The sequence below is a fragment of the Geminisphaera colitermitum TAV2 genome, from assembly GCF_000171235.2.
Classification (GTDB): Bacteria; Verrucomicrobiota; Verrucomicrobiia; order Opitutales; family Opitutaceae; genus Geminisphaera; species Geminisphaera colitermitum.
Genome location: NZ_ABEA03000147.1, coordinates 1 through 24470, shown reverse-complemented (window position 1 = coordinate 24470; position 24470 = coordinate 1). Strand labels below are relative to the sequence as shown.

The following is a 24470-nucleotide window of genomic DNA, read 5'->3' as shown; positions in this document are numbered from 1 at the left end:
GGGGGGGGGGAGGGGTCGGTGGGTTGAAAGTGGACGCGCATGGCGTTGCCTTTGCGCTCGGCGCTCATGAAGAGGGGGCCGCTGTCAACGAGGGTGGTTTTGTCGTAGGTGCGGTGGAGGGCAAGGAGGGCGAGGCGGCGTCCGACTTCGCGTTTGTTGCGGGGGTGGATGTTGTTGGCGTTGCCAATGTCGATGGTGATGGCTTGGCCGGTGTTGGGGAGCGCGAGGCATTGGGTCTGGGCTTCGCGGAGAAAGGCGTAGTCGGTTCCGTTCGCGGCGTCGCTTTTGTAGCTGGCGAGTTGGACCCAGTAAAAGGGGAGTTCGCCTTGGGCGAATTGTTTTCGCCAGCCGGTGATGAGGGCGGTCTGGAATTCGCGATACTCGAAGTGGCGGCGGGCGTTGCCTTCGCCTTGATACCAGATGATGCCGCGCAGGGCGTAGGGGGTGTGCGGGGCAATCATGCCGTTGTAGAGTCCGCTGGGTTGGGCGCGGTGGGCTTGTCCGGCGCGCGGGGGGGCATCGGGGCGGCGTTGGGTGAAGGTTTTCCCAGCGGTTTTGGCGGCGTCGCGTTTGGTGGTCCATTCTTTGAGCGCGGCGTCGTGTTGTTTTTTGGCGTCGGGGTAATCGGCGAGGGTTTGTTGCCAGCGTGAATGGATTGTGACGAAGGCGGGGCCGTTGTTGGCATCGAGGGCGCTGGCGTCCATCCAGGCTTCGATGCGGGTGGCTCCCCAACTGCTGTTGATGATGCCGATGGGGATGCCGAGGGCGCGGTGGAGTTCGGCGGCGAAGTGGTAGCCAACGGCAGTGAAGCGGCCCACGGTGTCGGGTGTGGTGCGTTCCCATGCGCCGGAGGCGGTGCGAAGGGGGGTGAGGGAGGGTTTTTTGGCGGTCTTGTAATGGCGGATGTTGGGGTTTTGGGCGAAGGTGGTTTCGAATCTGCCAGTATCGGTGTTTTGGACGATCCATTCCATGTTGGACTGGCCAGAGGCGAGCCAGACTTCGCCAACGACGATGTCGTTTAGGGTGAGTTTATTTTTGCCTTGAACGATGAATTGTCGCGGTTCGGACGAGGCGGGGTGGGGGGGGAGGGTGACGTGCCACTGGCCGGCGTCGTTCGCGGTGGTGGTGGCTGACTGGTCGGCAAAGGTAATGGTGACTTTTTCGCCGGGGTCGGCGGTTCCCCAGATGAGGATTGATTTTTCGCGTTGAAGCACTGCCGAGTCGGTGAAGATGGGCGCAAGGGTGACGTCGGCGCGGGTGGTTACCGCGTGAATGGCTAGGAATGTGAGGAGGATACGGGCGGGTTTCACGAGGCGGCGGCGGGGGGGGGGGGGGGGGAGGGGAGGGGACGTAAATCGACGTGAGTCGATATAATTCGATTTAAATCGATTTAAATCGATTTAAGTCGATTTAAGTCGATTTACGTTGGGAGACGGGGCGGTGCTTAGCGGCGGCGGCGCAGAATTGCGAATACCAGCAACGTCAGGCCGGCGAATGCCGCCCATGTGGCGGGTTCGGGGACGGCGGTGGTGGTGATCGTGAGGGTCGGTCTAGCACGAGTGGTATTTTCTTTTGAAGCGAAGAATATTTCTCCGTTAGTAGTTTGACCGGTGCTTTCCGTGAGAACGAGTGTTACGATGCTGAGATCGGGATTGAGGCGGGCGGCTTCGAGGAAGGACACCAATTGGGAGCTGCTTTCAAAGATGAAGGACGAGCCTGCGGTTGATTTTGCTTCCCCCGCTATAGGAAGCGGAACAGTGCTGAGCAGATCGGTGGCGCTGGCGGAAGAGGAGCCAGAGCCCCAGGGAGCGGGAGCATTGTTGTAGTTAAGAGAGGTTTCCAACCCGAGGGCCAAGGCTTCGGTATCGTTCGCAAAGATGAGGCCATAGAGTTGGAGGGTGGAAGCCGTGCGAGCAGATGCGATGTCTTCGGAAAGCGTCAGGGTGAGCGTGACGTTGGTGATCGGGTCGGTGATGGAGGATACGTCGAATTGCAGATATGCGTAGCGCTTGTTGCTGCTAGTGGTTGCTCGGACGGAAATATAGTTATAGTTGGCGCTTCCGTAATTTGAGCTGGCGGAATTTGACCCACGCACGTGGGTGTCAGCAGAGGGGAGCAGTGGATCATGGACGACGGTCTGGGCGTTGGCGCCGAGGGGGGCCGCGAGGAGCGCGGCGAGGGTTAACAGGATTGTGTGTTTCATAACGTTTATTGGCTAACGGTTGGAGTGTAGTTTATGTTTGGTTACGGGAGGATGATTTCGTACCAGAGAGTTTTGCTGGCAGGAGTGGCTTCGAAGCGACCCGGGAGGGAGACCGGCGGGAGTTCCGGGCGACGTGTTCCGTCGGGATTGAGCGGATACACCCGGACGCCGGTGGCAGAGGCGAAATCGAGCGCGATCGGGGCGGTTTCGGCATGGGTGGGACCAGTGCCCCATTTTTTGCCGAAGCCGGTGCGGTCAGCGTTCCAGCCCATGCCGAGGTTGGAGGCTCGGACGGCCACAGTGAGCAGGTAGCGTCCGGGGGCTCCGAGGGCTTGGCGGTCAACGGTATTGAGCATGACAATTGAGAAGCCGTTGAGTGATGTAGTGCCGGGTGTGATACGGAGCCATCCGAGATCGAGGGTCTGGCCGGAAACGAATCCGATGAGGCCAGCAACGCCGTCGCCCGTGTAACGGACGTGGGCGGTGGCGGGGTTGGCGGCGTCCCAGACGAGGCTTTGGGAGACGGAGGGCGGAGGGGCAAGGGTTGCGGGCGGGACGCCCGCGTCACTTGGCGCGAGGCCGACGCGGTTGGTAAGCCAGGCGTCGGGCGGGAGTCCTCCGTAGATGGCGTCGGCCTCGATTTCGCGAGGGAAGGCGTAGTTGTTCTGGCGTTCGAGTTGGCGGTCTAGGGTGACGTAGCCGGTTTTTGTGGAGGCAAAGGGGGTGATGCGGCGGTGACGGAAGATGTCGGAGGCGGCGAGGGCGGCGACGGTGTGCGCGGGGTTGGGCTCGGTGTCGAAGAAGCCGGTCATGATGTCAGCTTCCCAAGCGCGGCTGTGGGAGTAGGCGAACTGGAAGAGGCCGTCCCAGCCTTGCGCGGCGCCCCAGACGCCGACGAGGGGGAAGGCCTCGGCGTGGTGGTCGGTGGAGGGCGGGTGGTTGTATTCGGTGATGGTGAATGGTTTTCCGAATACACGTCGGGCGGACATGCGTTCGATGGTGGACTGGGCGGGGTGGGAGACCATGGGTTTTTGTTGCACGGTCCAGGGTTTTGTCCGGTCAAAGGCGGGAAAGCGGGGTGATCCCCAGTAGCGGTGGGTGTCGATGAAGTCGGCGGTTTCGGCGGCGATTTGCGGCGTGGTGTAGCCAACGGCGGTGGTGGTTATGGGTGCGGCGACGCGGAGGTCGTTGCGTAAGAAAGCGTGCATTTCGCGCCAGTAGGCGATTTCGGTGTCGCGGAGGAAGCGCATGACGTCGGTGACGACGGCGGGTGTGCGGGAGGGGAGATCGCGGCGGAATACCCATTCGACGGGGCGTGGCGCGGGCGTCCCGCCCGCGCCACTTTGGGAGACGAGACCTTGGCCCGCTGGGAGGCCGAGGAGGTTTTTGCTGGTGAGCGGTTGAAGGGAAGCGGAGTCGATGTCGAGGACGAGGCCGGGGATGCCCGCTTCGAGGGTGAGTTGGGCGGCGACGGCGGCGTCACCCGGCGGGATGGCAAAGGTGGTGCTGTGGTTTTTCCACTCGGTGGCGAGGTTGAGGGTGCGGACGGGCGCGAGGTCCTTGTTGTCGGACGGGGAGCGGAGGCGGAGTTTGATTTTGTGGGGTTGGTTTGCGCGGAGGCGAAGGGTGGCGGTGTAGGTGGCGTCGGCGGGAAGCGCGGTCGGGAGGGGCCAGTTGCAGCGGACATTCCAAGCGGTGGCAGCAGGGACTTCGGCAACGGTGAGGCGACGGGAGGCCGGGGTGGAATCGTCGGCGTCGGCGGCGGCGGTGAGCGGGGCGAGGGTGGCGCGGGCTTTTTTGGCGGTGAAGAGGGCGGGGGGGATGTTTTCCAAGAGGTTGCCACCGGTGGAGGGAACGGACCGGGAGGCTACGGTTCCGGTTGCGGGTGGGACGCCCGCGCCACTCGCCGGATTCCATGCGGCGCGGAGTGCGTCGGTAGTGGAATATTGGTTACGAAGCCAGGTGTTCCAGCGGGCGGCGAGTTCGTCAATGAAACGGGAGGGAATGCGGTCAAGGATTCGGTAGTTCCAGGCCCAGAGGATGCCGTTTTCGTTGTTGATCTCCACCATCGCGACGGCGGGGTCTTCGGTGTAGGTGAGGCCGGTGTAGGGGTTGCGATGGGTGAGGAGGCGGCGGGCGTAGTCTTTTTGCGCGGCGATGGCGGGGGTGTAAAATTGGTCAAAGCCTTTGCCTTTTTTGGGCAGGATTTCGTTTTTGGCAGGATCGGGTTTCGGGAAGTCGGGGCCGTCGTGGTCGGGACTGAATATGCGGGAGACTTTGAGGTTTAGGTTGGTGTAGATGCCGCGTTTTTTGAGGGCGGCGATGAGGTAGTCGAGGCGGTCAAGGGATTCTGGGTCGAAGGTTTGGTGGGCGATGTCGTCTTCGTTGGGAGATTTGGAGGCGCCGGGGGCGTCGCGATGCCAGATGCCGCCGGGGAAACGGCGTTGGTCGAAGTGGTGAAGGCGGACGATGTTGATGCCGAGTGTGGCCATGCGCGCGGCCATGCGGTCAGCGATGTCGTGTTCGGGGAATACGCCGGAAAAGCAAAGGTTGGTGCCCCAGAAGCGGATGGGTTCGCCGGTGTCGGGGCTGGTGTTTGATGTCAAATGGCGAACGATGAATTGGTCGCCGCGAATGCTGATGGGGCTGTCGATTTTTGTGTTGGCGGACGGCGGGATCGCGAGGTCGTAGGGCGCGGTGCCCGGTTGGGTGCCGGTGGGGGGGATGTGAAAGGGGAAGCCGTTGGCGAAGGGGAGTTGGTTGGCCGTGGCCGCCGTGAGTTCAGATGCGCCAGCGTTGGCGATGATCGCCGTCAGCGGGCCGGACGCAAATGCGATGGCAAGCAGTGCACCAGATAGTGTGTGGACGAGGCGGCAGCGACGTGCGAAAGAGGCAATCTGGGGAGACATGCGTTCATCCTATAGCATCTGCCGGAGAATGTCATTAGCTGGGAGTTAGAAGGATTGACTGTGGTTGATGTGGCGATCGCGTTCCCCCCCCCCCCCACCACACACACGGCTTGGGGATTCAGGGTTTGCGAGATGGCGGTTTCCGGGGAACGAGGCGGGATTCGACTTTGCGGGCAAGGGTTGCGGCGCGGGTGTTCTCGTTGTCGGTTTCTTTTTCGGCAGGCGCGGTCTCGGTGATCGTGGCAGGTTGATAGCGAAGGGCGGGTTCGAAGTCGGAGTTTTCAAAAATATGGCGACGCCATGCCATGGGAGTAAAACCGGTGTGCTTTTTGAAGGTGCGACAAAATAGGGCGTCAGAAGTGAAACCGGAGAGAGCGGCGATTTGGCTGACGAGAAGGACGCTGTCGCAGAGATGACTTTTGGCGGCCTCGATGCGGATCTGAGTGAGGTAATCGAAAACAGTGAGGCCAGTGGCTTCGTGAAAGAGGCGCGCAAGGTGTTCGCGGCTAAGGCGGGCGCTCCAGGCAATGTCGGCAAGGGTCAGCGTTTTTTCGTAGTTTTCGAGAATGAATTCCTTGGCGCGGCGGACGTGTGTGTTGGTTGCGATGGATTCCGAGTTGGGAACGCGGGTGTCGGGGGTGGCGATAGCGACGTTTTCTTTTGTTATTGAGGACTGTATGAGACGGAGGGTTTCGGTCAGAAGTTCGAGGGAAAGGCCGCCAACCATGAAGCGGTGGCCGGGCTGGCGGTTGTCGATTTCGGTTCGGAGGTGGTTGATGAGTTCGTGGTGGCGCGGGGTCATGCCGCGCGGGAGGTGGTGGATGTCATGCAGGGCGTCGGCGAAGATGGGGTCGATGTCCGTCGCGGAGCGGGGGGCGATAAGGAGGCGGAGTGTGTGGCTGATGCTTTCGACGTTCCGAATGGCGCGATAGGTCTGCATCACGGGCAGCGGCACGAAAAGGATGTCGCCAGAGCGGATGCGCAACGGGGGGCGCCCAACAATGGACATCTCAAAATCGGCCTGAATGAAGTAGAGAACTTTAACGCAGCGATTGGGGACAATGTGGCGGTTGGGCACGACGAGGCGTTCGCCGCGAGGGATGACGGTGAGGCGTTCTTCGGCAAGGAGGAGCGGCGGGGGGAGGCGGTCGATGGAGTGGAGGATGCGGCCCATGGCGGGATGAAGGGGGGAATGTGAGGAGTAAAGGTTGGGAGATATTGAAGGGTATCGGTGAATAAACTACAAAAGGATGCTCGGACGGAAGCGCACTTGGGAGAGCACTTCCTGCCGGTAGGCTTGCGGGGTCTGGCCGATCAGCCGTTTGAAAACCCGTCCAAACAGCGTCGGGGATGAAAAACCGGTGCGATGCGCAATCTCCGTGACCGGCAGGGCTGAGTCAGTCAAGAGTTGCTGCGCCGCCTCGATGCGTACTCGTGCGAGGTAATCAAAAACAGTTTGCCCGGTTTGCTGGCGAAAGGTGCGCGCCACATGTTCGCGGCTCAGTTTTGCCTGCCAGGCAATTTCGTCGAGAGTCAGCGGACTGGCGTGGTTTTCGACCAGGAATTGTTTGGTGCGCTGCACGAGGACATCAGCACGGTTGGTGTGCTTTTCGCCCGCAGGCGTTTTGGGCGTCATCATCTGGGATTTCCCGGCGGAGGCCATGGCGCGGGCGCATTCGACGACAAAGTCGAGCCAGATGGCGCTCATTCGCAAATGGTATCCGGGCGCGCCCGTTTCCACCTCCTGACGAAAGGTCGTAATGCGCTCATGCACCGCAGGCGTGATTCCGCCGGGCAGGTGGCGAAACTCGCTCACAAAGTCGCGCACGAACTGCATCGCATCTGACGCGTCGGGCAACGACAACGACGCGCCGTTATCAGGGGCGCTTTGGTCGGCGGCGGCGCAAACTGGAAATCGAAACAGCACCCGCAAAACATGGATGCGGCTCGCGCTTTCGCCTGTGCTTTTCGTTGTGCGTAGCGACGTGTTTTTTGGCGGAGAATGCCGACGGTAAACGCGAGGCAAGCTGGCCGGGAATACGCAAATGTCGCCGGTCACCACATGCAGCGGAGCGTGCGTAGTCCGCTCGGAAGATTCAGCCGGACCAGGCAGCACGACGTCATGATTTGCATCGAGAAACAAGAGCACCATCGGATCCCCCGGCACGGTGTAGAGCGACTTTCCTGAGGGCAGATGAAACATGCGTTCATCCAGAAAACACAGCGGAGGCAGCAAATGTTCGGCGACGTGAATATATCGGCCCATGTTTCGATCCCTATTCGTTTTCTCCCGGCAGGCACAGAAAAATATCAACCAGAGTCGAGACATGCAACTTTTGGCTGATGACGCCGGACACTTATCCGACTAGACTCATCCTCACAATTCAGAGGCGACCAGTTCGCCAGACAACATCACTCCTCTATGAAAACACCCAACACACCCAACACGCATCGTTCGCCACGTAACACATTCCTTGCCATTAGCCTTGCCGTACTCCTGCCCCTTTTTGTGGCGCAGGCCAGTGCCACGATTGTCGCCACCGACAGCTTTTCCTACACAGCCAATTCCGCCCTCAACGGCGCATCCGGCGGTACCGGCTGGACTGCGGCATGGACAGCCAGCTCAGCCGCTTTGGTCGCCGACGGCTCCGCTCAGTTTGGCGTCGGCAGCACCGCCGCACCCAACGGCAACGAAATCGCCTACCGCACATTCGATGCGCAAAGTGGAGACGAACTCTACGTCAGTTTCACGATCTCGGCGACCGGACACGAGGGTAACGATTTCTTTGCCCTCTGGCTCGATCAGGCGTCGAGCACCGGTGGCAGCACAGATACCCACAGTGGTTTGCGTCTCAACGTCGGTATGTCAAGCGGTGCCCTTTTCGCCCGCCCGACTACCGGTAGCACTAACACCATCGCTGGCTCCAGTGTAGCCGATGGGACAAACTACCATATTGTTGTTCGCTATTCCAAAGGCGTAGGTTTGAGCGTTTTTAATACTGTGACCTTTTGGATAAATCCGACCTCATCGAGCGACACTCCCATTGGAACCATCTCTTCAGTCAACGGTCTTGCTTCAATCAGCGCGGTCGGCTTCCGTGGTGTCAGCAACGAAATGACCGATCGGTATTTTGTGAATGACCTTGTGATTGCCACCACGTGGGCAGATGTCGCCCCGATTCCCGAACCCCGCTCCGTTGCCCTAGGTGCGGGATTTGTTGCCCTCGCGGTGTTGATGCTCAAGCGAGCATTACGTCGTCGTTGAAAAACAACTACAAAAGATCACTTGCTCTGACATTGCCCCAACCTTTCCTTCTCACACCATCTTCGCCCCCCCCCCCCCCATGAACTCAAAGCACACACGTATTCGTGTCTCCGGCTTCACTCTCATTGAACTGCTGACCGTCATTGCCATCATCGGCATTCTTGCCGCCATCATCATACCAACAGTCAGCAAGGTCCGCGAAACCGCGGCTGCCGCCAAGTGCACCAGCAACCTCAAACAACTCGCGACGGCGGCTCTTCTCTACGCCGAGGATCACAAACGGATGCCCTTTGCCAAACGCTGGCATTACTTATCCACGACATCCGGTTCAATCCTGCCGTATCTATCCATGCACTACACGGTGTCTGACTGGACACCCGGCGGTCCATCCGTCCTGCGATGCGATTCGTCCTTCAAGCTCCGTCCTCCGCAAAACCTCACCGCGGCGGAAGGCCGATTCGACCGCACCTATTCCATGAACAAGCACGCCTCCAGTGGCACCGGCAACAGCGCCGATGGTGACGATGCACAAGGTTTCAAGGTCGCCGAACACACGCCGCCCGGTGCCACCTTTGCCACCCCCTCGCGCACCGCCCTCTTCATGGACGGTGCCATCAACACGACGGCGGGTAGCAATTACTTGCTCCTCCTCAGCAATCCCGAGATCAGGGAAAGCTCCGCCGCACAGCCTCTCTACCCGCATGGCAATTCCATCAACGTCGCCTTTGTTGACGGCCACGTGCGGCGCATTCCCAAAGCAGAAATGCTGAAAGAGCACAGCACCTCCAACCAAACATCATTTTGGCGTTACAATTACTAAGGAAAGCGAACGGCGTCCAATCACACACTGGAAAACAGGCATCATGCAAAGACACGCCTAAGTGCTTTCGCGCTCACGATCCGAAAAAAACAATGAACAAAATCTTCCGACATCTCCTCCTTGCATCTCTAGCCCTGACCGCATCGACAGCATTCGCCGCCCCTGCGGTCATGATCGAGCGCGCCGATGGCAAACGCCAGCCCCACGCAAGCATTCAGGCCGCGCTCGATTCCGCCGCTCCCGGCGACACCATCCGCCTCGCTCCCGGCGTGTATCACGAGAACATTACATTCAAAGCATCCGGGCGTATCGACTCTCCCATTACACTCGAAGGCTCCGGTCCCGCCACCATCATCGACGGTGCCGACCCCGCCTTTCAAAACCTCGCCGCCAGCATTTCCTCCCCCCCCCCCCCCCTCTGGACCCCTTACGACGACCCAAAAATCGGCCTCGTCTGTTACCGTGCTACGCTGCCCATCAGCGGCATCACCATACCCGGAGTGAACACTTGGGCCTCCCTCACCGGCGTCCCCGGCAACCACGGTTGCGACCGTCTCATCGCCACCTACGCCAGCCTTCAGGGACTCAAAGCGGCACCACGCGGCGCAGGCATTTTTCGCGACAACCAACACATCTACCTGAAACTCGACAATGATCAGGACCCCAATCGCACCCCCCTCAGCATTGGACGCGCCCCTGCCGTAATCGACCTCGCTAACAACAGCCATCTCCGCATCCGCTCGCTCGAACTCCGCAACGGCGCTGCTTACGGCATCCTCCTCAACACCGGAAAACCCGCTTCGCACATCGAAGTCCGCGACCTCACCATTCGCAACTGCTGGCGCGGCATAGATTCCATCAGCCCCGCCAAATCCGACGCCACCGTCGCGCAAGTTCTCATTGCTCGCGTTCGCATCCTCAACGGCATTCCTAACGAATGGGAATGGCATGGCGGATACACGCACGAAATCGGCACCTATACCCGGGCCCGCTACGCGGGACCTTGGCAGGGAGTCGGCCTCCGACTCGAAAACCTTGAGGACAGCGAAATCCGCGAGTGCCTCATCGTCGGTCAATGGGACGGCATGGGCATCCGCAAAAACCGTATCCGCATTCACCATAACACCCTCGCTCACATTCTCGACGATGGCATCGAATTTGAATCCCCTTGGTCCGCCAACATCGAGTTTTTCAACAACCATATTTGCGGAGCGTGGACCGGCATCAGCGTCACCTCCAATTCCCCCGGTCCCATTTACATTTACCGCAACATCGTCGAAAGCACCCGGCTCCAGACTGCGATGAATCTAGCAACCAAAAACAACGGCTTCGGCATCAAGAGCGGTCACGACTGGGCCGGTAAGGCCGAGAATATCAAATTCTATAACAACACGTTTTACGCCAACTCCTACAACCTCTGGGAAAAAACCACCGATCCCCATCCCGACCGCTGGCACGGTTACGACTTCGTCAACAACGTCTTTTTCTCGCATTCGCCCAAGGCCAACGTCGTCTTTCGCGGAGCCTCGCGCACCGATGACGGCGGTGACAACCATTGGGAGGCCAACCTTTACAACATCGACACCCACGCCACCGAAAAAGACGCCCTCACCGACACGCAACTCGAACGCCATTTTGTGTCACCCGGTATCGGTGCAGCCACTACAAATAGTCCGGACGAAAAGCGCGACCTGCGTCTGCGCTCTGGCACTCCCGGTAAAAACACCGGCAGCGATTATCCTATCCGCCAAGGCTGGCCCGACAGCGTCAAAAATTTCCCCGACGGACGTGACCGCGGTGCGTGGGAAGACGGCATGGATGCCAACGCCATTGGCGCCCCATCTGATATCCTCAATATGCCGCGCTGACGAATCGATTGCCTCTCTATTGATACCGCGGCGACAACGCGGATTTCGGAGCCGAGGCACCAGTGAATCAGCTCATCGCCAGCATCAAGGATGCATCGACGCTCAGCGTGCGGGGGGGGGGGGGGGGGCTGCGTGAACGATGTTGTCATCGGAGCACTTGATCTTGCGCGGCGGAGCGGTGGCGTGCGGGACATGGTTCGCATTTCGAAACAGGCCAATGCAGCGACGGCAGCAGTCGCCAGCACCGAGAGTCCCGCCGTCAGACGGGAAGAGATTTTGGCGCGTTTGCGGACATTGGCTCCAGAACCCCGGCTCGCTCTCATCAATGAAACGTTGGCCGCTATTCCATTGGTGCCTACCACGGCCAATACGTTTTTTCGCAAAGAACTTTTGCGGCTCCAAGATACCGCACGGCTCGAAGCCGGTTTGGTGACGCGGGAACAGTTGCAGGCGGAAAATTCACCTTTTACCAACGAGAGATTGGCCTACGTCCGCGCTCACTTCCGGTCATGTTCTCGTCTTCGTCCCCGTGTCTGAGCAAACAACACCAGCGGATTTCGCTCCCGTCTTTAGCAAAGGTGTTCCAATCGTCGGAGAACATGCCGTAAATCTGTGGGCCACGTTGTATTCAGATCGTGGTGACCCAGAGTTGGCGGCGTTTGCTCCGTTTACATCAAAGGATGCCGATATTGGTTCGTCGATGGTTTCAGTGGAAAACCGAGTAGTTGATGTGGGAGATGGCGCGGAAGCGCCCGTAGCGCAGGCATCCTGCCTGCAATCGAGTCAATAGCGCGAAGCGCTGCTTCCCAAAAATAAACGCAGCAAAAATCACCGCGCTTCGTGCAGTAGATTAGTTTGCAGGCAAGATGCCTGCGCTACGGGCGCTTCCGCGTCACTGAAAACATCAAAGGCCTCCGATGTTTCTGAATAGAGAACCTTCAATGAATCAGTAGCCATTTCCTACCTGGTAGGGAGGTTTCTCCGAGACCTCCGCCGTGCGTAGTGTGAGGGAGGATACGACGCTCATCGGTGTTTGGAGCGTGGCGGCGGGAGACGGAGGACTCGGAGAGGCCTCCCTACCGTTAAAACAGCGAATGGCATTGGGAGACCTCTCTGCGCTGCCGCGCTTGCAGGCGTTTTTCCAATATCAGATCAGGGATTCGTGATGCTTCGCAGACGGTCGGCCAGGTTGTGGCCCATGAGGGCGTGGCCGCTGGGCGTGGGATGCAGGACGTCGGCGGATAGGAGGGTAAACGCAAAATCGCGTGTCCACATCCACCATGCCACCGGGTGTTCCACATGCCACCGGGCGGCTATCGCCGACAGTCGTGTTTGCCCAGCCCATGAGGGGGGGGAGGACTTAGTGGCGTTGACGAAAGCGGATGAGGCTGGCGGCAAGCAGTCCGGTGAGTCCGGCCAGCATCGCAACGGTGGAGGGCTCTGGAACCGGGGCGATGGTGTGGTTGATCTCGACGCTCTTGATGAGGAAATCGACCGTGGAGTTATTCACCGAAATTCCGAGGGTGTCGAAGGTGGAAATGATGCCGGTTTTATCTTGGCCGCTGATGGTGTAGCTGAATGCAGTGCCTTCGGAATCGGTGCCGCTGAAAATCATGCTCATCGACATAATGTCGGCGACGACACGGGTGAGTGCGAATCTGATGCTGTAGGTTTGTCCACTGGTGAGCAGGGTTCCTGTAACGTAATCGGACGAGAGCTCGTTGTTGGCGGAGTTGAAAGCGGTGTAGGCGTCAGCAGCGGTGAGGAGCTGTCCGGTGAGCGCATCGCGTTCTCGCAATCCAAGGGAGCTTTTGGCCATCGTAGGGCTGTAACCGACATAACTGCTGAAGCCGTCGGTGATGCCGTTGGTCGAACTTGTTCCCGATACGCCGTGATTGTCTTTGGAGACGTGTCCGTTGGCTCCGGAGTTGAAGAGGCCGAAACGGAATTGATCGGTGGCGCCGCTGACTCCTGAAATCGTGCCTCCGGTGGTGCCGCTCACGCTGAAGGTCAAGTCGAGCGTTAGTGAATCACCGATGGCAAGCGCGGTGCTATCAAAGTAGGTGAGAATGTGTTTCCCGGAACCAGCATTGAGCGCGGTGAGTTTGATGGCCTTGGCAGTCGAGTCGTAAGGGGCAGCGCTGGCGGCGCCGGAGGAATACCACGAGTCGCGGGAGGTGGCGGCGGCGAAGTCTTCCGAGTAAACGGGAGGGATTGTCTGGGCTTGCGCCTGCGTGTTGAGCATGGCGGCGGTGAATGCGAGCACGAGAGCGGCAGTGGTGGTGCGGAGCATGTGTTTAGTATGTGTTTTCATGGTGGTAATTCGTGTGTGTTGGTGGGCGGAAAAAATCGGGATGCAGGAATGGGTGAGTGTGCCGACTACTGGGGATCAGGTGGCAGGTCTTTCATAAGTTGCACGCGAGCGTCGAAAAAGAGGACGACACGAGAGCCTCCGTGGACGGGGTTTACGGGGAGGTTGTTGAACCAGCCAGAGTCCTTGACTGTTTTCCATGCGCCCAGCCCTTGATCTGCTTCGACCAATGCCCAGACACGGGAAGGGCCGCCAATGTGTTCAAGTTCCGCGTAACGCGCGGGTTTGTCCTTTGGTGAGGGTTCATTGTATTGGCCCAGAATACGCCCGGTGCCATTGCTGGTGCGTCCGGTGGGCACGCGGCACTGAACGATGAAAAAGGGAGCGGAGTCGTCAGGGTTGGCCAAGACGCGTTGGGGACAGCGCAGGTAGGGGAATATTTCGGTTTCACCCGTTTGCAAATCCTCGGGGCGTCTCATGCTGACATAAGAGGCAAGATGGTAACCAAGGTATTGTTTGCTGGTTTTGGTGTAGGTGGAACTGGCACCCAGAAGAGTAGGCCCAGGTAGGTTGTCTTTGTTGTCGTTGGCGTAGGCTATGATGGCCACGCCGACTTGTCGGAGGTTGGAGAGACAACGGACTTGGTTGGCTTTTTTGCGAACGCCGGAAATGCCGCTAATCACAATACCGGCAAGGATGCCGATGATGGCGACGACCGTCAGGAGTTCGATGAGCGTGAAGGCGGCGCGGCGCTTCGCGCCGGGAAAAACTAAAAGGCTGAAATCTGAAAAGCTAAAATCGGAAGTGGAAAATTTCATGGCAGGGGGGGGGAGGGTCATTCTTTGCTTTGCGGGAGATTGTCGGTGGAACGGGGGAAGGTGAGCGGTGTGCTCTGGCCGGTAGTGTTGAGCGTCCAGGTGGGGCCGGAGGCGGAGGTGGAGGAGGCGTCGAAGGTGGCGCGGGCGTCGGGGGTGTTTTGTGAGCGCGTGAGGATCAACGTCCAGATGCGGAGGTCGTCGAAGCGCGCGTTGTTTTCCGGTCGCCAGGTGAGATGGCGGGCACTGCCGGGTTTTCCTTCGCCGGGGTCTCCGGGATAGTAGGAGTAGGCGGTGTGCATGATGCCGGGCGCGTCTTCAACGTGGAGCGGATGGCTGGCGTGTATCCAGAATTTAACTTCGCCGTCGGGCCGTTGAAAACGCCAGCCGCCGGACGCGTCAGAATGATCGGGCGGGCGAGACGCCCGCGCCACATCGGAGTCGAAGGGTGGGGTGATCCGGCTGAGGCCGTCGTGGTTGGCGAGGAGGAGGTGCCAGCCGATGGCAGAGGGTTTGGAGGGGTTTGTCTGAATAATGTCTTCGATGGCAATGAGGCCGCGCGAGCGGTCCATCCAGACGCGGCGGGTGATGGAGCGGGGAGCATCGCGGTAGGCGAGGGTGGCATCGCTGGCGAGTTGCACGAGGTTGCCGTCGTCGGAGAAATGCGTGTAGCGGGCAACGCGGTCGCGGAGTTGCATCTGGTCGTCGAGCGAGACGGCGGAGTGGCTGGTGATGCGCCAGTCCCATTCGCGTCCAAGGGTGCTGCGGTAGCTGGCGCGTCCGGGGGCGGCGAAGAAGATTTCGCCGTCAACAAAGAGCATGAAGGCGTTGCGGTTGCCGCGGTCGTGTGAGTAGCCGGTGCGGGCGGCTCCAGCGCCGCGCAAGGCGAGCACGATGTCGCGGTCAAAGGTCCAGCCGGAGCGCAGGATGGCGGGGCCGACGTCGTAGATGCGGGCGGGGGGGAGGGGGGGGGGAGGGGCGATGGGCTCGGGCAAGGGGTGGGAGAGGGAGCCGAGACGGAAGAGGAATTCGTAGATGTTGAGTGAACGGCGTCCGGCGGCGGGACCGAGGTTTTGTGACATCCAGGTGCCGAGTCCGTCGTTGCAAGCGAGGGCGAGGGATTCGCAAACCATGGGGCTGGCCGCGCTGGTGAAATCGTCGTCGCCAAAGTTTACCCGCCACGGGGTAAGCGTGGCAGCGGCGGGAGTGGTGGCGGTGTTTGAGTTGCGGTGGAGGACGTAGTGAGCGGCCATCCAGGGGAGCGTGCCTTTGAGCGCGGGGTGGCGATGGAGGCGGGCAACGCCTTCGTCACGGCCAAGCGCCCACCAGCCGTAAAAAAAGGCGGAGGCGCCGTATTCAAAATATCCTACGGGTTCGCCGTAGCTGCCGTCGTTTTCGATGAGGCCGAGCCAGTCTTCCATGCGCGTGGCGGCGAGTTCGGCGGCGGGGGCGTCGTCGAGAATGCGGGCGGCGGCGAGCGCGCCGCCTCCGATGACGGCCATGAAGTTGTTGCGGCGTTCGGGGTCTTGGAGCCAGCGCAGGCTGGGGTCGAGTCCTTTGCGGGTGAGGGCGGCGCGGATTTCGGCGTGTTCAGGTTCGGTTTTTGGAAAGAGGTCGGCGCTCCATTGCCAGGCGAGGGCAAGGCCGCGGGCGAGTTCGGCGGTTTCGAGGCGGCCGAGCGGGGCGGCGGGGTCGTATTTGCGGAGTTCAGCGTGAGTCCAGAAGGGGAGGGGGCGGCGGATGAGGTCGAGGGTGAGCAGGCGGACGAGTTGGCCGAGGTCGGGCTGGCCGCTGGCGGCGTGCAGGAGCGCGAGGCGCGGGAGGATGCCGCGGATGGTGTAGGTGTAGCGTCCGGTTTTGGCAGGGTCGGGGAACCAGTGGCTCCAGTTGCCATCGGCGAGAAGCTGGCGGGCGGCTTTTTCGCTGGTTTCCCAGGCGGCGCGCAGGTCGGGCTGGGTGGCAAGGGCTTCGGTGAGGCGGGCAAAGTCGGCGCGGGAGAGGAGGATTTCGCCAGCGAAGGGCGGATTGGCGAGACGTGCGGGATCGGGTGTGAAGGTGAGTGCGTTGGCGGTTTTTCGTGGGAGCGGTGTCCAGGTGGGAAGCGGCGGATTGGGCGTATCGGAGGGTTCCGCGGGTGGAGAAATCGGATGGAGCCAGCGGGGAACGGCGGCGTCGTTCCGCATGGCGCTGGTGATGCCGTTGGTGATGGCGACGCGTCTGAGGAGGACGGATCGGGTGGAGCCTGTAGGAGCGATGATTTGCAGGCCGCCGCGCAGGAGTAAGTTTTTATTGGATACGGGTTCGAAGGCGGGAGCGGCGACGTTGTTGACACGGGCGGCGGTGATGGTTTTGGCGGCGGTGTCGTAGTCGAGTTCGATGCGGGCGAGTTGGTTGTCTGATACGGCGGCGGGGGAGGGGGGAGTGATCAGGGTGCGTTTTTTGTTTGTATCGGTTAAAAAGATACCGGAGGCATCGGCGCGAAGATCGAGGGTGCCTTTTTTGACGAACCAGTGGAGGGCGCGTTGCGCAGAGGCCGGTTTGTCGCTGGGTGCCCCGGCGCCGATTTCGATAAGGAAGGTGACACGTGGCGAGGTGGTGCGCGTGGCAAGGCCGGGGAGTGGGATGGTGAGAATGCGGGCGGGACCGGGTTCCTTGGACAGACGGATGGCGCGGGAGTCGGGTGCGAGTCGGGCGATTTCCAAGTCAGGACCGGGGGCGCCGGTCAGCGTCCAACCGTCGGGCGATGGGGTGAGCGGGCCTTCGGAAAACTTAGCGGCGGACACTTCCTGTAGGGTGGCGGCAGAGACTGGCGCAGGGGCGAATTGTCCTGAAATCGTCAGGACAAGGACGATGGGAAGGGCGCGGAGGATAAATCGGGGAAAGATCATTGGGCGTTGGTGAATCGTGGGTGGCGAACGCGGTAATCATATCAAGATGGGGGGCGGGTGTCATCGCCCAGGAAGAGCAAGGATCGCCTGAAAATGATAATTTGAGGATCGGGGCGGGGTTTTCGGGTAGCGACTTGATCCATGGGACTAAGCACACGAATCATCACAAGTGACTTTCCGGTGGAGATGCAGGTGGACGAGCGGCTTTACAGCATTGATCGGGACAAGGGTTTGTTTGCGGCGCCGCGGGCGCACATGCTGCTGTTTTTTCTCGATGTGGATCACGAGATCGAGGTGGCGGGGGAGGAGGGCGTGTGGCTGTTGCGTCCTAATGATGCGTGTTTGCTGCCGAGCGAGTGGGCGCGGACTTACCGGCCGCGGCAGGAGGGGCGGGCGTCGAGGATGCATGTGCTGCGGGTGATCTGGCACTTCGCAGAGGATCTGGGGTTGTTGTCGGTGAAGGATGGGGTGGTGCTGGAACGGCGGAAGGCGGAGCAGGAGATGAGGAAGGAAAGATGGTTTGCCGAGCAGCAGAACTGGGCTGCCGTGCCCCGGGTGTCGAAGCGGCGGTTTATCGCGATCAACGAGTGTACCCAGGATGAACGCGACTGGATATTGCAATACCAGACGCCGTCGGATTTTTCGTTCGAGTTTGGTCCGGACGGTCTGGACTTCCTGCGCGAATTCACAAGGAAGCCGCGTTATATTCCGGGTGTAGTGACTCCTGCGGTACACGAGTTGATCAGGGAGGTTCGCAATGAGTTCGACCAGCGCCCGCCGGGTTACAAGTTACGGATCACTTCGATGATGCTGGGGTTGTCGGTGCTGTGCGCCCGCGCCGTGATGCGGACGGGTGCGACGGGAGAGCGGCGCGAGATGCCGGCCCAGTCGTCCGTCACACGCGGGGAGCTTATCGTGCGTAGGACGAAGGAATTTTTATTCGAGAATCACCGGCGTTCACTGACTCTCGATGAGGTTGCGCGGCATTTGCGGTTAAGTCCGGGACATGTTTCACGGGCGTTCCGACAGATGACAGGGAAGACGGTTTTCGATTACCTGCGGTTTGTGCGGGTGGACATCGCGCAGCAGTTGCTGGCGGATTCGTCGCGCACGGTGGCCGATGTGGGGAGGTCGGTTGGGTTTTCGACTCCGACGTTGTTTGGACGGGCGTTTAAGCGCGAAACAGGCGTTACGCCGCAGACTTACCGGCAGCGTATTTTATCGGAGACGTATTTCGGGCCGAGCACGCAGGTGTGAAATTTAACCGGCGAGGGTTCGCAGACGGTCGGCCAGGTTGTGGCCCATGAGGGCGTGGCCGCTGGGCGTGGGATGCAGGACATCGGCGGATAGGAGGGTAAAGTCGGTGAGGAGTTCGGTGCCCTCGATGAGGTGCACATGGGTGTCGCCAGAGGCGCGGGTGCGGGCGACCAAGTCTCGCAGGGCGGCGTCGAACCCGTGCTGGCGGTCAAAGTCGGCACGCGGGGCGCGGGCGTAATGGGCGCTGTTGGTGAAGGCGGTGATGAGAACGATGGGCGTACCGGGGTTTTGACTACGAAGGGTTTTGAGGAGATACGCGGCGCGTTCGGCAAAGGTTTCGACAGTGTAGTCGCCGCGCATGTTGACGCCGAGTTCGGCAGTGATGATCGAGGCTTTGATTTGGGCTGCGGTGGCGGCGAGATAATCGGCGGCTTCTTTTTCGATGTGGCATGCGCCAGAGAGTCCTTTGCCCCAGAGGTTCCAGTGAAGGAGGCGGGCGGCGTGGTAGGGGTATCCGGCGTGGTGCGAGTGCGTGATCGAGGAGCCGTAGGCCAGCCAGTTGATGGCGGGTTTTTCGGCAGGGGTCGGCGGACGAACGGGGTGTCCGAAGGTTTCGAGGTGGTGAAAGAGGAATGCGGCGCGTCCGGGGGCGATGCGCCAGACGTCAGGGGACCAGCCGCCGGAGGCAAGGGCGGCGTCGGTGGCTTCAGGGAAGCGTTCGGGCGGGGTGAGTGTAATGGCCGTGGGGATACCGCGCGTGAGGCGTTGGGTGAGGTGCAGGAAGGCTCCGCAGTAAACTTGCACGTCGGTGTCGGCGTCTTCGGCGGTGAGGGTGACGCGGATGTTTTTGGCAGGTGTGACAAAGCGGATTTCCACGCCGCAGGCGTCCATCGTCACCATGCGTCCGCGTTCGTTGAGGGCGTGACGCACGGGGGCGGGGTAACGCGAGAGTTGCCAGGTGCCGCCTTCGCGGGGGTCGAGGTGGGCGTTATGGAATTCGAGGGAGGCTGTTTGATCGGGCATGATAAGAGGAGTTGAGTTAACTACAGAGACACAAAGGCACTGAGGCAGGCAAGACAGAGATGTTTCCTGAGAGCGAAGGGGGGGGGGGGGGGGATTGAAACGCAAAGACGCGAAGATGCAAAGTCAGTGATTATGAAGGACTTTGTGTCTTCGCGTCGGTTCTTCGACATTTTCGGTGGTTCGACATGGAGTGCGGCGATTCATCGCCGCTTTTGACGGGTCGTTTTAACGGCCCGCCCTCCCGCCCTCCCAGCTCCTGCTTTCCGGTGCGTCCTTTGCCAGACGGTAGGAAGAGGGTAGCAAGAGGGTAAGGTGAGGCGACGTGATGAATCACGTCGCCTAAAGCGGCGATGAATCGCCGCACTCCATAGCGGAATCCTGTTCCCCACTGAAAACGTCGAAGAACCTTCGCATCTTTGCGTTTAAAATTAAAGTCATAAGCTCACGCGCTTCGGTGGCTTGGTGCCTCGGTGGTGTGTTTTTGTTTTGTGGGGTTTAATTTTGTTTGGGTTTGCCGAGGTGTTTTTCGAGGAAGGTGAGGACGAGGGGGCGGAGGTCCATTTGCTTGGGCTGGAGGTCGAAGGTGTGGGGGGCTTTGGCGATTTCGATGTACCAGTAATCGGTGCCGACTTGTTGAAGGTGTTTGGTGAGGAGACGGGAGCGTTCGACAGAGACAGTTTTGTCAGCAGCACCGTGCGCGATGAGCATGGGCGGGGTGTTTTTGTCGATGTAGGTGATGGGGGAGGCGGCGGTTTCGTTGGCTTTGGTTTCCTCGGGCGTGGCTCCGGCAAAGGGGGAAACGGGGCGTCCGCTGATGTCGTAGTCGCCGTAAAAATTGATGATGGCGGTGACGGCGGTGGATTGGTCGGTGTAGAGGCCGTGGCTGTTGATCTCTTTGTTGCGGGCGGTGGCTCCGACGAGCATGGAAAGGTGTCCGCCAGCAGAGCCGCCCATGACAGCAATGCGGTCGGGGTTGAGCTTGTAGTGGTCGGCGTTGGCGCGGAGGTAGCGGAGGGCGGTTTTGCAGTCGTAGAGGTTTTGCGGCCAGGCAAGGCGGGTGAGTTTACGTTTGCCGGTGGCGGGATCTTTTGGACCGGTGTTGAGGAGGTAATTTATGGAGAAGACGGCGTATCCGTGGGCGGCAAGGGTGTTGCCGATGTTTTTTTCGCGGGCTGCAGCTTTGTCGCCGCCGCTCCAGCCTCCGCCGTGGATGAGGAGGATGGCTGGGTGGGGACCGGGATAGGCGGCGGGGTCGGGGAGGTAGGCGTCGAGTTTTTCGGCGCGATCGGGGCCAAGATACGAGATGTCGCTCTCAAGGCGCGGTGCGGCGGTTGCAAGTGCTGTCATGGCGAGCGTGGCGAGGAGGAGTGTGTAACGCATGGGTGAAAGAGGGGGGGGGGGAGGGAGGTGGTGCTGAGAGGCAGGATTTTTGCACAGAAGGCAACGAAGTGAACGAAGAATACAGATGACTGTCATGAGGAGATTCTTCGTTGAAAGTAATATCTGGGGTTTAGCGAGTGCTCGGAATGGGTTTGCCGAGGTGCTTTTCGAGGAAGGTGAGGACGGTGGGGCGGAGGTCCATTTGCTTGGGCTGGAGGTGGAAGGAGTGCGGGGCACCGGCGATTTCAACATACCAGTAATCGACGCCAAGTCGGCGGAGGTGCTCGGCGAGGAGGCGGGAGGTTTCTACGGGGGCGGTTTTGTCGGCAGTGCCGTGGGCAATGAGCATGGGCGGGGTGTTTTTGTCGAGGTAGGTAATGGCGGAGGCTTCGGCTTGTTTCGCGGCGGTTTCGTCGGGTGGCAGGCCTCCGTCGGCGAAGTGATGGGTGCCGCGTATGTCGTAGTTGCCATAGAAACTGAGGATGCAGGAGATGGCGTTGGACTGTTCTGTGTAATGGCCGTGGCGGTTGAACTCGTCGTGGCGGGCCGTGGCGCCGAGAAGTTGGGCGAGGCGCGCGCCGCCGGATCCGCCCATGACGGCGATGCGGTCGGGGTTGAGATTGTAGCGGTCGGCGTTGGCGCGGAGGTAACGGAGGGCGCTTTTGCAGTCGTAGAGGTTTTGCGGCCAGACGAAGCGGGTGGTGCGGAATTGGCCGGTGGCGGGGTCTTTTTCGCGGGTGTTGAGGATGTAATTGATGGAGAAAACGGCGTAGCCCGCGGCGGAGAGGTTTTCGCCGATGTTGCGTTCGCGGGCATTGGCTTTGTCGCCGCCATGCCAGCCGCCGCCGTGGATGAAGAGGACGGCGGGGTGGGGGCCGGGCCAGACGGCGGGGTCGGGGAGGTAGGCGTCGAGTTTTTCGGTGCGGTCGGGGGGGAGGTAGGCGATGTCGTTTTCAACGCGTGGGGCGGCGGTGACGTTGATGGTGGCGGCGAAGAGGAGGGGTAGGGCGAGGAGGATGAGTAGGGATGAGATGCGCTTCATGGTTGTAATGGGAATAGAATGACCGTGATCAGTGCAGTAAAAATATCGAGGCACTGAAATCTATGGCATGCCCTTTTGTTGCCTTTCGCGCTTTGGGCCTGTTGCCCCCCTCCCCCCCCGCTGCCATCAGGATTCGCTCATGACGGCGGCGCGGACAGGGTCGAGCGCGGTAAGGGGGCGTTCGCCGCGTGCGTAGCATTCGAGTTCGTCGGCGAGGAATTGCCAGCGTTGCTCAAATTCACGCGGGGCGTTGGCGCGGTGGGGGGCGATGAGAACGCGGTCGTTGTGACGAAGGGGGCTGTCGGCTTCGAGTGGTTCTTCCTCAAATACGTCGAGGGCGAGGTGGATGTTTTTTTTGGATACCACGTCAATCATGTCGGACTGGAGCACCATTTTGCCGCGGGCAATGTTGATGAAGAGGGCTTCGTCGGCCATGGCCTCGAAGTGTTCGCGGCGGATCATGTGGTGGGTCTTCGGGTTGTGACCTCCGGCGAGGATGATGACTTCGCATTCGGCAAACATCGAGGCGAGCGAGGGGGCTTTGCGGAAGCCTTGTTCGCGGAGCGCGGCTTCGGTGGAGTGTTCGGAGTAGATGGTGATGTGGGGGGTGAAGTGTTGGAAGAGTTGCGCGATGCCTTTGCCGATCCATCCGAAGCCGATGACGCCAACTTTGCGGTTGTGGAGGATGCGGGTGCGTCCGAATTTCGCGCGGGGCCAGGCTTCGCCGCTGCGCATGTAGTGGTGGTAGTTGGCGATTTGGGTGAGCGAGGTGAGGGCGAGGCCGAGGGTGTATTCCGCCATGGGGCGGATGCGCGTGGGGCCGGTGTGAATGACGCAGAGTTTTTTTGAGAGGGCGTGGAGTTCGTCGATGTTTTGGCGGACGCCGCCGTAGGTGCTGCCAACGAGGCGCAGGCCGGGGAGGGCGTCGATCACTTCGCGGGTGATGAGGTGCTGCGCGGTGAAGGGGACAATGATCGCATCGGCTTGCGCTTGGGTGGCGGCGGCGAGGACTTTTTCGGGGGTGTCAGCGGCAGGGGCTTCGACAAGCGTGGTGACTTTTTGGATACGCGCGCGGGCGTCGGTATCTTCGATGGTGCAGGCAAAGAGGGTTTTGAGTTTTTGGGTCATGGTGAGAGATGCGGTTTTAACCACTAATGGTCACTAATGAACACTAATGGGCATGGGAAATTTGAAAGAGAAAGTGGCGTCATCGCCTAACTGGCAGGCTGGCAGGGAGGTCTCGGAGAGGCCTCCGTTAACGTGGTGTGTGGATGCGAAATTTATAGGTAGATGAAGCGTGGTTGCGGAGGCCTCGGAGAGGCCTCCCTACCGTTAAGACAAGGGCTACTTTTAGGCCTGGCAGTCGATGAGGATTTTCATCGCGTCGGGCGTGCTGCCTAGGTTTTCAAAGGCGGCTTGGATGCCGGAGAGCGGTTCAACGCGGGTGATGAGTTTTTCGAGCGGGAGCTGGCGGCTGGCAATGAGCTTGAGCGCTTGTTCGTAGTCTTCGCGTTCGTAAACGCGGGCACCGATGAGTTTGAGCTCTTTCCAGAAAAATTGATGGAGGTTGATCTCGGTGGGTTTCGGGTAAATGGCCACGACGACGATGCGCCCGCGGATGGCGAGGAGGTCGGTCATGGTGGCGGCGGCGGATTTGGCTCCGGAGACTTCAAAGACGATGTCCGCGCCGGAGTCGCCGCTTTTGGCACGGCAGAGGGCGGGGAGGTCGGTGGAGAGCGGGCTGTGCGCTTCGAAGCCGAGGGAGCGGGCGAAGGCGAGGCGGAGTTCGTTGACTTCGCTGATGATGACTTGCGCACCGGCGGCGCGGGCGACGAGCGCAACGAGGATGCCGATGGGGCCGCCGCCGATGACGACGGCGAGTTCGCCGGGTTTGACGCCGCCGAGGCGCACGTCGTGACAGGCAACGGCGAGGGGCTCAGTTAGTGCGGCGAGTTTGAGGTCGGTTGAGGGGGGGGCTTTGTGGACTGCGAATGCGGGGACGTTCCAGAGTTGTTGAAAGCCGCCGGGGGAATCGATGCCGATGAATTTGAGGTTGCGGCAGATGTGGCTGTTGCCGCGGTCGGCGGGGGTCTCGGCACGGTTGTCCAGCGGGCGGACAACAACGGCGTCGCCAATGGCAAATCCGGTGACGCCGGAGCCGATGGCGTCGATGGTGCCGGAGACTTCGTGGCCGATGACTTGTGGTATTTTGACGCGCTGGTCCATGTGTCCGTGGTAGATGTGGACGTCGGTGCCGCAAATGCCGACATAGGCAACTTTGAGGCGAACTTCGTCGGGTGCGGGAGCGACGGGCGTGGCGTCGGCGACGCGGAATGTTTTGTTACCTTCGTAGGTGGCGGCTTTCATGGGAAATGAGGAAGTAGGAATTAGGAGTTAGGAGGCGGGAGGTGGGAGGCGGATGATGCGCTTGGCGCGGGGGTGATTAAAGCAAATCCCGTCCGCCGCGTCTTTGGCGCAGCTTGACGGGATTTTCATTTTTTTGATGGGTGATGAAGCAGATGAGTCAGTCGGATGGACGCAGGGTGATGTCGTCGATCCAGAGTTTGGCGCGGGCGTGGTTGGGGGCGAGGCGGGCAATGAAGGTGAGGCTGGCAATGTAAGGGGCTGGGGAATCGAATGTGATCCGGGCTTCGCGCCAGCCAGCGGCGTCAGGTGTGGACAGCGTGGC

General features: G+C 60.5%; 20 protein-coding genes. 6 read left to right on the top strand and 14 right to left on the bottom strand.

Annotation, left to right across the window (positions count from 1 at the left end; all coding sequences use genetic code 11):
• From OBACDRAFT_RS16665 to OBACDRAFT_RS25645, 5 genes are all read right to left on the bottom strand, one after another.
• The coding region (locus OBACDRAFT_RS16665; RefSeq protein ID WP_043587584.1) for a sialate O-acetylesterase at positions 1-1310 on the bottom strand (1310 nt) is incomplete at its 3' end.
• Positions 1311-1444: 134 nt separating this feature from the next.
• Positions 1445-2203: a CBM96 family carbohydrate-binding protein gene (locus OBACDRAFT_RS16660; protein ID WP_043587582.1), complete on the bottom strand. Its 759-nt coding sequence runs from the start codon at positions 2201-2203 to the stop codon at positions 1445-1447.
• 41 nt (positions 2204-2244) lie between these two features.
• Entirely contained in the window at positions 2245-5112 is a 2868-nt protein-coding gene (locus OBACDRAFT_RS30855; RefSeq protein WP_112787782.1) for an alpha-amylase family protein, read from the bottom strand.
• 118 nt (positions 5113-5230) lie between these two features.
• Positions 5231-6286 (bottom strand): AraC family transcriptional regulator, encoded by a 1056-nt coding sequence (locus tag OBACDRAFT_RS16650; RefSeq protein ID WP_081722135.1) that lies wholly within the window; start codon positions 6284-6286, stop codon positions 5231-5233.
• Between the two features lie 66 nt (positions 6287-6352).
• Positions 6353-7378: a helix-turn-helix domain-containing protein gene (locus OBACDRAFT_RS25645; protein WP_157837144.1), complete on the bottom strand. Its 1026-nt coding sequence runs from the start codon at positions 7376-7378 to the stop codon at positions 6353-6355.
• Between the two features lie 156 nt (positions 7379-7534).
• Here OBACDRAFT_RS25645 and OBACDRAFT_RS16640 point away from each other — a divergent pair, with 156 nt between their 5' ends.
• From OBACDRAFT_RS16640 to OBACDRAFT_RS28425, 5 genes are all read left to right on the top strand, one after another.
• Positions 7535-8377: a hypothetical protein gene (locus OBACDRAFT_RS16640; protein WP_043587581.1), complete on the top strand. Its 843-nt coding sequence runs from the start codon at positions 7535-7537 to the stop codon at positions 8375-8377.
• A 79-nt stretch (positions 8378-8456) separates the two neighbouring features.
• Positions 8457-9197, top strand: coding sequence for a prepilin-type N-terminal cleavage/methylation domain-containing protein (locus tag OBACDRAFT_RS16635; RefSeq protein WP_052362155.1), 741 nt, complete (start codon positions 8457-8459; stop codon positions 9195-9197).
• Between the two features lie 92 nt (positions 9198-9289).
• The gene (locus OBACDRAFT_RS16630) at positions 9290-11065 is read left to right on the top strand and encodes a right-handed parallel beta-helix repeat-containing protein (RefSeq protein ID WP_081722133.1); all 1776 of its coding nucleotides are present in this window, start codon (positions 9290-9292) and stop codon (positions 11063-11065) included.
• Between the two features lie 132 nt (positions 11066-11197).
• A complete protein-coding gene (locus OBACDRAFT_RS28975; RefSeq protein WP_198529929.1) occupies positions 11198-11602 on the top strand; it encodes a hypothetical protein in 405 nt (134 codons plus the stop codon).
• Positions 11595-11855, top strand: coding sequence for a hypothetical protein (locus OBACDRAFT_RS28425; RefSeq protein WP_157837143.1), 261 nt, complete (start codon positions 11595-11597; stop codon positions 11853-11855). Before OBACDRAFT_RS28975 ends, OBACDRAFT_RS28425 begins: the two co-directional genes overlap by 8 nt.
• A gap of 362 nt (positions 11856-12217) precedes the next feature.
• Here OBACDRAFT_RS28425 and OBACDRAFT_RS30850 read toward each other — a convergent pair whose 3' ends face one another.
• The 4 genes from OBACDRAFT_RS30850 to OBACDRAFT_RS16615 form a co-directional block, all read right to left on the bottom strand.
• The gene (locus OBACDRAFT_RS30850) at positions 12218-12340 is read right to left on the bottom strand and encodes a hypothetical protein (RefSeq protein ID WP_269799079.1); all 123 of its coding nucleotides are present in this window, start codon (positions 12338-12340) and stop codon (positions 12218-12220) included.
• An 85-nt stretch (positions 12341-12425) separates the two neighbouring features.
• Positions 12426-13379 (bottom strand): PEP-CTERM sorting domain-containing protein, encoded by a 954-nt coding sequence (locus OBACDRAFT_RS16625; RefSeq protein WP_043587577.1) that lies wholly within the window; start codon positions 13377-13379, stop codon positions 12426-12428.
• 65 nt (positions 13380-13444) lie between these two features.
• Complete coding sequence (locus OBACDRAFT_RS25640) at positions 13445-14194, bottom strand: type II secretion system protein (RefSeq protein ID WP_088179313.1); 750 nt, start codon at positions 14192-14194, stop codon at positions 13445-13447.
• A 17-nt stretch (positions 14195-14211) separates the two neighbouring features.
• The gene (locus OBACDRAFT_RS16615) at positions 14212-17079 is read right to left on the bottom strand and encodes a heparinase II/III domain-containing protein (protein ID WP_043587574.1); all 2868 of its coding nucleotides are present in this window, start codon (positions 17077-17079) and stop codon (positions 14212-14214) included.
• A gap of 141 nt (positions 17080-17220) precedes the next feature.
• On the opposite strand from OBACDRAFT_RS16615, the gene OBACDRAFT_RS25635 reads away from it, so the two are divergent.
• Positions 17221-18336 (top strand): helix-turn-helix transcriptional regulator, encoded by a 1116-nt coding sequence (locus OBACDRAFT_RS25635; protein ID WP_081722132.1) that lies wholly within the window; start codon positions 17221-17223, stop codon positions 18334-18336.
• 3 nt (positions 18337-18339) lie between these two features.
• Here the strand turns inward: OBACDRAFT_RS25635 and OBACDRAFT_RS16605 are convergent, their stop codons facing one another.
• From OBACDRAFT_RS16605 to OBACDRAFT_RS16585, 5 genes are all read right to left on the bottom strand, one after another.
• Positions 18340-19359 carry a GDSL-type esterase/lipase family protein gene (locus tag OBACDRAFT_RS16605; protein ID WP_043587573.1) on the bottom strand — a complete coding sequence of 340 codons (1020 nt, stop codon included), beginning with the start codon at positions 19357-19359 and terminating at the stop codon, positions 18340-18342.
• Between the two features lie 495 nt (positions 19360-19854).
• Positions 19855-20739, bottom strand: a complete 885-nt coding sequence (locus tag OBACDRAFT_RS16600) for an alpha/beta hydrolase (protein WP_052362152.1) — start codon at positions 20737-20739, stop codon at positions 19855-19857.
• Between the two features lie 130 nt (positions 20740-20869).
• Positions 20870-21781: an alpha/beta hydrolase gene (locus OBACDRAFT_RS16595; protein ID WP_052362151.1), complete on the bottom strand. Its 912-nt coding sequence runs from the start codon at positions 21779-21781 to the stop codon at positions 20870-20872.
• Between the two features lie 126 nt (positions 21782-21907).
• On the bottom strand, positions 21908-22909 hold the full coding sequence (locus tag OBACDRAFT_RS16590) for an NAD(P)-dependent oxidoreductase (RefSeq protein WP_043587586.1): 1002 nt from the start codon (positions 22907-22909) through the stop codon (positions 21908-21910).
• Positions 22910-23131: 222 nt separating this feature from the next.
• Positions 23132-24148, bottom strand: coding sequence for a (R,R)-butanediol dehydrogenase (locus OBACDRAFT_RS16585; RefSeq protein ID WP_043587570.1), 1017 nt, complete (start codon positions 24146-24148; stop codon positions 23132-23134).
• Between the last annotated feature and the right edge of the window lie 322 nt (positions 24149-24470).

Bases quoted from the DNA above. Each gene is read 5' to 3' on its own strand.
- OBACDRAFT_RS16585 (WP_043587570.1), bottom strand. From the start codon at position 24,148: ATGAAAGCCGCCACCTACGAAGGTAACAAAACATTCCGCGTCGCCGAC.
- OBACDRAFT_RS16595 (WP_052362151.1), bottom strand. From the start codon at position 21,781: ATGAAGCGCATCTCATCCCTACTCATCCTCCTCGCCCTACCCCTCCTC.
- OBACDRAFT_RS16650 (WP_081722135.1), bottom strand. From the start codon at position 6,286: ATGGGCCGCATCCTCCACTCCATCGACCGCCTCCCCCCGCCGCTCCTC.
- OBACDRAFT_RS25635 (WP_081722132.1), top strand. From the start codon at position 17,221: ATGGGACTAAGCACACGAATCATCACAAGTGACTTTCCGGTGGAGATG.
- OBACDRAFT_RS16600 (WP_052362152.1), bottom strand. From the start codon at position 20,739: ATGCGTTACACACTCCTCCTCGCCACGCTCGCCATGACAGCACTTGCA.
- OBACDRAFT_RS25645 (WP_157837144.1), bottom strand. From the start codon at position 7,378: ATGGGCCGATATATTCACGTCGCCGAACATTTGCTGCCTCCGCTGTGT.
- OBACDRAFT_RS16635 (WP_052362155.1), top strand. From the start codon at position 8,457: ATGAACTCAAAGCACACACGTATTCGTGTCTCCGGCTTCACTCTCATT.
- OBACDRAFT_RS25640 (WP_088179313.1), bottom strand. From the start codon at position 14,194: ATGAAATTTTCCACTTCCGATTTTAGCTTTTCAGATTTCAGCCTTTTA.
- OBACDRAFT_RS16625 (WP_043587577.1), bottom strand. From the start codon at position 13,379: ATGAAAACACATACTAAACACATGCTCCGCACCACCACTGCCGCTCTC.
- OBACDRAFT_RS16615 (WP_043587574.1), bottom strand. From the start codon at position 17,079: ATGATCTTTCCCCGATTTATCCTCCGCGCCCTTCCCATCGTCCTTGTC.
- OBACDRAFT_RS30855 (WP_112787782.1), bottom strand. From the start codon at position 5,112: ATGTCTCCCCAGATTGCCTCTTTCGCACGTCGCTGCCGCCTCGTCCAC.
- OBACDRAFT_RS16605 (WP_043587573.1), bottom strand. From the start codon at position 19,359: ATGCCCGATCAAACAGCCTCCCTCGAATTCCATAACGCCCACCTCGAC.
- OBACDRAFT_RS30850 (WP_269799079.1), bottom strand. From the start codon at position 12,340: ATGTGGACACGCGATTTTGCGTTTACCCTCCTATCCGCCGACGTCCTG.
- OBACDRAFT_RS16630 (WP_081722133.1), top strand. From the start codon at position 9,290: ATGAACAAAATCTTCCGACATCTCCTCCTTGCATCTCTAGCCCTGACC.
- OBACDRAFT_RS16640 (WP_043587581.1), top strand. From the start codon at position 7,535: ATGAAAACACCCAACACACCCAACACGCATCGTTCGCCACGTAACACA.
- OBACDRAFT_RS16660 (WP_043587582.1), bottom strand. From the start codon at position 2,203: ATGAAACACACAATCCTGTTAACCCTCGCCGCGCTCCTCGCGGCCCCC.
- OBACDRAFT_RS16590 (WP_043587586.1), bottom strand. From the start codon at position 22,909: ATGACCCAAAAACTCAAAACCCTCTTTGCCTGCACCATCGAAGATACC.